The organism is Acidobacteriota bacterium (genome assembly GCA_022340665.1).
In the GTDB taxonomy this organism is placed as follows: Bacteria; Acidobacteriota; Thermoanaerobaculia; order Thermoanaerobaculales; family Sulfomarinibacteraceae; genus Sulfomarinibacter.
This window is the reverse complement of record JAJDNM010000125.1, coordinates 140,487-148,550: the sequence shown is the minus strand read 5'-3', so window position 1 is coordinate 148,550 and position 8,064 is coordinate 140,487. Positions and strand designations below refer to the sequence as shown.

The 8,064-nt window shown below is 61.6% G+C and carries 9 protein-coding genes; 7 read left to right on the top strand and 2 right to left on the bottom strand.

Going from position 1 to position 8,064, the window contains the following annotated elements:
* Nucleotides 1–246: 246 nt before the first annotated feature.
* Nucleotides 247–645, top strand: a complete 399-nt coding sequence (locus LJE93_14215; GenBank protein ID MCG6950062.1) for a hypothetical protein — start codon at nucleotides 247–249, stop codon at nucleotides 643–645.
* 218 nt (nucleotides 646–863) lie between these two features.
* Here the strand turns inward: LJE93_14215 and LJE93_14210 are convergent, their stop codons facing one another.
* A complete protein-coding gene (locus LJE93_14210) occupies nucleotides 864–1,028 on the bottom strand; it encodes a hypothetical protein (GenBank protein MCG6950061.1) in 165 nt (54 codons plus the stop codon).
* 568 nt (nucleotides 1,029–1,596) lie between these two features.
* Here LJE93_14210 and LJE93_14205 point away from each other — a divergent pair.
* The 5 genes from LJE93_14205 to LJE93_14185 all read left to right on the top strand — a co-directional run bounded on the left by LJE93_14205 (nucleotide 1,597) and on the right by LJE93_14185 (nucleotide 5,829).
* On the top strand, nucleotides 1,597–2,118 hold the full coding sequence (locus LJE93_14205) for a hypothetical protein (protein ID MCG6950060.1): 522 nt from the start codon (nucleotides 1,597–1,599) through the stop codon (nucleotides 2,116–2,118).
* Complete coding sequence (locus tag LJE93_14200) at nucleotides 2,118–3,209, top strand: SPFH domain-containing protein (GenBank protein ID MCG6950059.1); 1,092 nt, start codon at nucleotides 2,118–2,120, stop codon at nucleotides 3,207–3,209. The genes LJE93_14205 and LJE93_14200 overlap by 1 nt, the downstream gene beginning before the upstream one ends.
* Before the next feature lie 6 nt (nucleotides 3,210–3,215).
* Nucleotides 3,216–3,965, top strand: a complete 750-nt coding sequence (locus LJE93_14195; protein ID MCG6950058.1) for a hypothetical protein — start codon at nucleotides 3,216–3,218, stop codon at nucleotides 3,963–3,965.
* A 176-nt stretch (nucleotides 3,966–4,141) separates the two neighbouring features.
* Nucleotides 4,142–5,245 carry a hypothetical protein gene (locus tag LJE93_14190; protein MCG6950057.1) on the top strand — a complete coding sequence of 368 codons (1,104 nt, stop codon included), beginning with the start codon at nucleotides 4,142–4,144 and terminating at the stop codon, nucleotides 5,243–5,245.
* The gene (locus LJE93_14185) at nucleotides 5,242–5,829 is read left to right on the top strand and encodes a hypothetical protein (protein ID MCG6950056.1); all 588 of its coding nucleotides are present in this window, start codon (nucleotides 5,242–5,244) and stop codon (nucleotides 5,827–5,829) included. The genes LJE93_14190 and LJE93_14185 overlap by 4 nt, the downstream gene beginning before the upstream one ends.
* A 91-nt stretch (nucleotides 5,830–5,920) precedes the next feature.
* Here LJE93_14185 and LJE93_14180 read toward each other — a convergent pair whose 3' ends face one another.
* A complete protein-coding gene (locus tag LJE93_14180) occupies nucleotides 5,921–6,355 on the bottom strand; it encodes a hypothetical protein (GenBank protein ID MCG6950055.1) in 435 nt (144 codons plus the stop codon).
* Nucleotides 6,356–6,598: 243 nt separating this feature from the next.
* Between LJE93_14180 and LJE93_14175 the strand changes: the two genes are divergently transcribed.
* A complete protein-coding gene (locus LJE93_14175) occupies nucleotides 6,599–8,062 on the top strand; it encodes a hypothetical protein (GenBank protein MCG6950054.1) in 1,464 nt (487 codons plus the stop codon).
* The last annotated feature ends 2 nt before the right edge of the window (nucleotides 8,063–8,064 follow it).

Here is an 8,064-nt window from a genome sequence, read left to right as displayed (position 1 = left end):
CTGGAACCTGATCACCCGCACCATCATGCCGGTGATCTGGCAGGACGAGATCGTTCCGGGGGCGGGGTCGCAGTTCGGGCTCGGCGACATCACGGTCAGCCTGCTCGCCTCCCCGAAGAAACCGACGAACGGAGTGATCTGGGGCGTCGGCCCGATCCTCTATCTCCGGACGGCCACGGACCAGCTGCTCGGCGCCGAGAAGTGGGGGGCAGGGCCCTCCGCCATCGCGCTGACCATGCGCGGGCGGTGGACCATGGGCGCCCTCGCCAACCACGTGTGGTCGTTCGCCGGCAGCGACGATCGGGAGGACATCAACTCGACCTTCGTGCAGCCCCCTTCGTGGCCTACACCTTCCACAGCGCCTGGACCGTCTCGTTCCAGTCCGAGACCACCTACAACTGGGAGATCGAGGAGTGGTCGGTGCCGTTCAACGTGGCCGCCTCCAAGCTGGTCATGATGGGCAAGCTCCCCGTCAGCCTGCAGGCCGGTGTCGGCCGCTGGCTGACGTCGCCTGACTCTGGTCCGGACGGCTGGCAGTGGTGCATCACGCCCTATGTGTGGGCGCCGGATATCAGCGAGGATTTGATGGTGGACGGTTCGGTGGTCGGCGGTGGCGCCGACGCCCCTCGCGGCAAGAAGCGATAGATCGAGGCAACTCAGCGATCAGGGGCGCGCTTGGGTGCGCCCATTGTAATGCTCAATTCTCGATCCATCTGTTCACACCGGGGGCCCACAGGTGCACACAGATCAACACAGATAACCAGCCGAAACCAGCCGAAAAAGTCCATCTGTGTGATCTCTGGGCCCGCGGGTGGGCGGGCGGATCCAGCATCCAGGATCCAGCATCGCGCGATTTGGGCCATTCAGTCCAACAGCGACGTGATGATGATCCCCGCCACCATCACCAGGAGCGCCGCACCCAGCACCGCCAACGTGATCTCGGATGCCGAGTACTTCGTGTTCTTCTTGGCTGGCTCTTGAGTCCGTCGAGTGCTCTTCTTGTTTTTCTTGCGTGGTCTCTTCGACATGGCAGTTCCATGTTACCCGATCGCTGTTTCAGGGGAGGTCGGTTCTCTCGGCAGATGCTAGATGCTGGATGCTAGATGCTGGATACTGGTCAGTACCGAGGCAGACCATCCAGGGGTGGGTGGGCGAATCCAGCATCCAGCATCCAGTATCCAGTATCTAGTATCCGGCATCGCCCGTGGGAATCACGAGCGGGAATCAACGTACTGACTATTGTGAATACGGCGGGTACTTCCACGTCGAGACTGTTCGGTGAGGAGCTGCCCCGGGGTTCCCTGGACCCCGGAGACAGCTACGAAATGGTAGGTATAATGGCGGGTATTAACGGTGGGCCGTTAAAGGTTGGGGGCAGAAACTCCGCCCGTGCAAGGTGGGCATGCCGCCGGCCCTTGAAGCCTTCCGGGCTCCCTCGTAATGGAACGAGCAGGGATACAAGGCCGATAACGACATGGCGATTTATTCATACGCAATTTACATGCCTGAATTTCGTAACGTTCAACGGTGCACGGCGTGTCCGAATGGCACAGTTCGGTGCCGCGGTGTCCGCCTGAGGTAACAGGGAGGTCTGAAATGAACGATGAGTTGGAAAGGGCGCGCGAACGCCGGAACTTCATTGAAAAGCTGGGTGCGAAGATCCCCGGCTTTCGCGGCTACCTCGAGCGCGAGCTGCGGCGAGAGGTCGACAAGCTCCAGCGGGATTGGCTTGCCGAGCAGGTCGATCGCGCGAGATTCGCGATCAATGGCAAAATTCGGGAGTGGAGCCGGGAGGGCCGGCTCGACAACCTCGATCGGGCATCGAGTGTGGAAAAGGCGCTCGATCGGCTGGCGAACAGGATCCGCCACGCCGATTACGGGTCGACCGGCTTCTTCGACGCGGTCAAAATCGGCCAGGCCGAGCTCGATCGCATCTATGAGTTCGACCTCACGCTGGCCGACACGGTCGAGTACCTCGCGACCCAGGTGGAGCAGCTTCCGGACACCGCCGACGACGAGATGCTCGCGCGCCTGCTCGACGCGGTGCAGGGAGCGGATGACAAGTTCGACCAAAGAGCGACCGTCTTTGAAGACGTGACCCGAACTGGAGGTGCGTAATGGCGCTGCTGGAAATCATCGAACATCACGATCCGAGTGGTGAGGAGATCGTCTATCGGTTCCCGCCCGAGGGGAGCGCCGAAATCAAGCTCGGTGCGCAGCTGGTGGTTCACGAAGCACAAGAGGCCGTGCTCTATCGCGACGGCAAGGCGCTGGATGTCTTCGGACCGGGACGGCACACCCTCAGCACCCAGAATATCCCGTTACTCGGCGGAATCATCGGCGCGCCATTCGGCGGGGAGTCGCCGTTCCGGGTGGCGGTGGTCTTTGTCAACAAGCGGACCTTCATCGACCAGAAATGGGGAACTCGGGAACCGGTGGTCTTCCGCGATGCCGAGCTGGGGATGGTCCGGCTTCGCGCATTCGGGACATATGCCTACCGCATCGAGGACAGCCAGCTCTTCGTCAACACGGTCGTCGGTTCGCAGGGCCTCTACGAGACCCACGAGCTGCAGGATTTCTACCGCGACATCATCGTGTCGCGGCTCAACGATCTGCTCGGCGAGACCCTGGACACGATCTTCGATCTGCCGAAGTACTACGACGAGCTCGGCACAGCTGCCAAGGCGAGGATATCGGAGGATTTCGGCAAGTACGGCATGGATCTCACCGACTTCTATATCAATTCGGTCACTCCGCCCGACGAGGTCCAGGAGAAGATCGACGAGCGGTCAGCAATGGGCGCGGTGGGCAATATGAACACCTACATGCAGTTCAAGGCCGCGCAAGCGATCGAGGAGGCTGCTCAGGGCAGTGGCGCCGGGGGTGAAGGTGGCGCAGCGAGCGCGGGTATGGGGCTCGGTCTCGGTGCCGGATTCGGCGCAATGATGCCCGGGATGATCAACCAGGCGATGCAACAGGGCCAGCAGGGCGGTGGCGCTCCGGCAGCCGGAACAGCCGCCGCCGGAGCTGCGGCCTCCAAGGCTGCCGGAGGTTCGTTCTGCACCGAGTGCGGTACGGCGGTCCCGCCGTCGGCCAAATTCTGTCCCAACTGCGGCCACGCTCAGGCGGGGAGCGGGTGCTCCGGCTGCGGTCAGCCAGTGCCGGACGGCGCCAAGTTCTGCCCTAACTGCGGGACGAAACAGGAATAGACGGCCGTGGCGGTAGCGTGTACCCAATGCGGGGCGTCGATCGAGCCGCGCGCCGGCGAGCGCCTGCTCGAGTGCCCGTACTGTGACACCGCCCTGGTGGTTGACGGGAGCGCAACCCTCATCCATGAGGTGATGGAGCTGACAGTGCCACCTGTCCAGGTGCCAGCCCATCTCAAGAGGTTTCTCGGAGGTTCTTCGACGGTTGCCGACCTCGACCAGAAGGCGAAACTGAGCGAGCCGGAGCTTCACTACTTTCCTTTCTGGGCATTCACGGTCGCCGGCAAGGGCGGTGAACGGGTGGTGCTGGAACCCGCGGCGCCATCGTCGCTCCAGGGCTTGCAGGGGATCGAGCTACCCGCCGGAGATGCGCGTGCGATGGACTCGGACGCTCTCGACGGCGTCCCGTTAGTCGAGCCCGAGGTGCCGCTAGAGACTGCTCGCGAGTGGCTCAAAGCACGCCACGGAGAGGTGGCAGTCCGCCAGACGGTGCTCTATCACATACCGATGTACGACACTCCCTACAACTGGCAGGGAAAGACCTACAAGGCTGCGGTCGACGGAGTTTCCGGAAAAGTCTTCCCGGCCGATTACCCGGCCAAAGCCGAGGCGCCGTTCATCGGTGTTGCGGTTCTGGCGATGATCGTGTTCGGTCTCGAGGGGCTGTTCATCCAGAATCTCCTGTACAAGGCGACAGCCTTTTTCGTATCGGCGATTCCGATCCTCGGGATTGCCTGGCTGACGAGCCGGAAAGTGTAATAACGAATGAGGAATGAGGAATTAGGAATGAGGAATTCCCACCCATCCCTCCCGTCCTCTGGGAGGGTGGATGGGAAATCCGAAATTCGAAATTCCAAATTCGAAATTTTTTCGAGCGGGTGGGCGGAATTCAAAATTCAAAATTCAAAATTCAAAATTTGGCGGGCGAAAACCCGATGAGCCCGAAACCACCCCCGCCTCCGCCGCCGCCGGTCGAGGCCGGAGAGCGGGTCGAAATCAACGTGCAGCGTCAGAGGAAGAAACGCGTTCTCACGGGTCTCAAGTGTTCGTCCTGTGGCGGGTCAGTCGACGTTCACGAGGGTTACACCAACGTGGTCTGTCGATTCTGCAAGACGCCGCAGGCGGTGGTTGGCAATCGAGGCATCGTCAGGATGATGGTCCTCAACAAGCTCGAACGGAAGGACGCCAGCGAGGTGCTGCGAAAGTGGTTCCGAAGAGGTCTGCGCAAAGATCCGGCGCTGAAGAAGGAGGCGCGGTACCAGGAGGCGTTCCTGGCCTGGTTTCCGTTCGTACGCGCCCGCCTCGATGCGATCGGCTGGGTCCTCGGCATGCGGATCCGGAAGAAGAAGCGTGGCAACCGTTGGGAGACGGTCCGGGAACCGGTCGAACGGCAGGTCGAGCGATCGATCGACGTGACGATGCCGGCGGCCGACATGGCCGAGTTCGGTGTCGAGGAGGTGAACCTTTCGGGCGACGCGATCGAACCGCTCGACGAAGGGCTCCTGCGCGGACGAGGCATGGTCTTCCGGCCAAGCCGTTCGATCGAGGAGACGGCCGCCGAACTTTACCGCAGGTCGCTTTCCGAGGTCCAGATGGCCCACCGCCTCGATCGCATTTCCTTCTCCTGGATCGAGGCGATCCGAAAGCACGTGACCGTCGTCTACTACCCGATGTGGGTCGTGCGCTACGGCTTTCGCGGACGCACCTATCAGGTGCTGGTGGATGCCGAGGACGGCGACATCGCCTACGGCAAGGCGCCTGGCAACCATTACTACCGCGCCTTCAGCCTGGTCGGTGCATGTGGTGGCGCCTGCTTCATCGGCAGCACGATTCTCCAGCACGCCGGGTCTTTCCTGCGATCGGAAAATGGTCTGGTCGGCCTGGGAATCGTCGGTCTCATCCTATCAGGACTTGTTTACTGGGGTTACAGGCAGTTCCGGCACGGTGGCGTGGTGGAGGAGGGCACCGGCCTGGCAAGTCAGCGCAGGTACAGATCGCTGACGGAAACCGTGCAGGGTGTGGTGGAGAAGTACCAATGACCCTTGGTCTCGTCTCCCTCGACTGCCCGTCCTGCGGTTCGGCCCTCCGCGGAGAGGGGCTCGACACCATCTTCTTTTGCGAGCATTGCGGCGACGCTGCTGTCCTCGAAAAAGACGGCCTAGAAATGGTCGAGAGCTCGGCCCTCATGCCGTCGGCCGGCAGGTCGGCGAAGACCTGGCGCCCGGCGTGGCTGATCGAGGCCGACGTGGCGGTCAGAGAACGGGTCGGTCACAGGGGACGTCGAAGGGGTGAATGGGAAGGCCGGCGTCGCTTCGTCATCCCGGCCTTCGCCATGCCGCTCGGTGATCTGACCCGGCTCGCGCGGGCACTGTCCGAGGCGGCGGAGTCGACCGGGGAGGTGCCCCGGGAACCGATCCATGGCGGAACCCTCGCGCTTGACGACGCGGTGACCCTGGTGCGTCACCTCGTCGTCGGAGACGAGGTGCGCAAGTCCGACATGTTGGCTTCAGTAACGGTCGATGTCGATGTCGTGATGAACCGGCTGGCCGCGATTCCGTTCGAACCCGTAGCCCACGGTCTTCGCTGCTCGATCACCGGTGTCTCGGTCAACGTCGATCGTTGAGGGCCCGGCAACCGCATCCTGGACCGCATCGAAAATCCGTGGCGGAAATCCGAAATTCGAAATTCGAAATATTTTCACCCAGGGCTGCAGTTCAAGCAGTGCTGCCAATCGTCGTCTCGATTGCCGACAGAAGTCCCTCCGGGTCGTTGGTTCCGATTCGGAATTTCTTGCCGGAATCCAGCGTGAGCTCGACGGCGTCGAGACCGGATACGTTGAACATCCAGCCGCCGGAAACCCTGCGGATGCCCCATCCGTTAAACAAGTGGTTTCTGACGTGCTGTGCGTTTTTTACCTGGTGCATCGGAATCGTTTTCGAGATGAGCCCGATGCCGAAAGAGCAGCGGAGGGTGTCAAGCGTCACCTCCACCGTGAGGCTCCAGAAGAGCACGAGAATCGCAATCAAAACAGCAAGCACGGCAACTGTCACTGGAGGCCAAGAATTCTCCGTTGCTATCCAAAGGCAGAACCCGATCGCCGCGGCAACCATACCGACGATCACGGTGCCGAACTGCGTGTTCCGATACATGCGCGCTCCTTCCATCCGCCCACGTCAGAGGCATTGGCGACGTGGATCGAGTATCCAGCATCCAGCATCCGGCATCGAGCGTCCAGCATCCAGAATCTAGCATCCAAGATCGAATATCCAACATCGAACATCCAATATCCAATATCCAATCTCCAACCCCGGAAGCAATGCTACGGTCGTGCGTATCAATATTGAGGAGCTGTTTCCGATGTCGAGCAGAGCTTTTCCGCGCGGAGGTGAATCATGGTGAGTCCCTGGTTGATCAGTCTGTTGGTAGTTGTTCCGGTGCTGTTGGTACTGCTGTACCTGGTATTTCGTATGCGGTACAAGAAAGCCGGCCCCGACGAAGCCTTGATCGTCTTCGGTCGGCGCAAGCTGCTCGGTCGCAAGGTGAAATCGGAATCCGGCGAGACCGAGGGCTTCCGGATCATACGCGGCGGGGGCACCTTCGTGTGGCCGGCCTGGGAGCAGTACGAGATCCTGTCCCTGCGCATGATGACGCTCGAGATCGATCTGCCGCACGTTTATACGATTCAGGGTATCCCGATCAACGTCAAGGCGGTTGCACAGGTGAAGGTTCGAGGCGATGTCGATCACATCCGCAGGGCCGCGGAGGGATTCCTCGGGCTTCCGGTCGACGATGTACAGGCAACGATCAAGGAGACGGTCGCCGGCCACCTGCGTGGCATTGTCGGAACTCTGACGGTGGAGGAGCTCTACCGCGAACAGAAGATCTTTCAGGAGAAGGTGCGCGACGAAGCGCACACCGATCTCGACGGCATGGGCTTCGAGTTCCGTTCCTTCGTTTTCCAGGCGATCCAGGATGACGAGGGTTACCTCAACGCCCTCGGGCAGCCGAAGATTCAGGAGGCGCTCAAGAACGCGCGCATCGCAACTGCCAACGCTGATCGAGACGCCAAGATCGAAGAGGAACAGGCGCGGCAGCAAAAGGAGCAGAAAAGGATCGGCGTCGATACCGAAATCGCCGATGCCGACAAGGCCCTGAGCCTGAAGGTGGCGGCGATCAAGAAGGAGGTCGACGTTGCGGACGCGCAGGCGGTCAAGGCGGGTGAAATGGAGCTCAAGGTGCAGGACATCCGCATCGCAGACCAGGAGGTGGAGCGGCAGAAGCTCGAGCTCAACGCGCAGATCCGCGAGCAGGCCGATGCCAAGAAGTACGAGGCCGAGCGCCTGGCCGACGCCAAGAAGTACTCCGTTGAGCAGGAGGCAGCGGCGGAGCGCATGCGGCGCGAGCAGGCCGCAAAAGCTCTTCAGGCGGAGGGCATCGCCAAGGCGGAAGCCGAGTCGGTCCAACGTCGACAGATCGGCATCGCGGAGGCCGAGGCAATACAGGCCAGGGGAGAGGCCGAGGCCGAGGCGCGCCGCAAGCTGGCGGAGGCCCTCAAGCTCTACAACGAGGCCGGCCTGTCGATCGAGGCGCTGAAGGTGCTGCCGGAGATCGCGGCTGCGGTGTCGGAACCGCTTGCCCGTGCAGGAGAGACCACCATCATCTCGAACGGCGGGAACCCCGGAGACGGAACCGGCGCTGCTCGCCTGACCGACGACGTGATTCAGGTGCTGACACAGCTCGGTCCGGTGATGAAACAGCTCTCGGGGGTCGATCTGGACACGTTATTGCAGAACATCTCGCGCCTGCCCGGAGCGGTTGTCGACAAGCTGGACTCGTCGAGTCAGAAGGACGCCTAAAC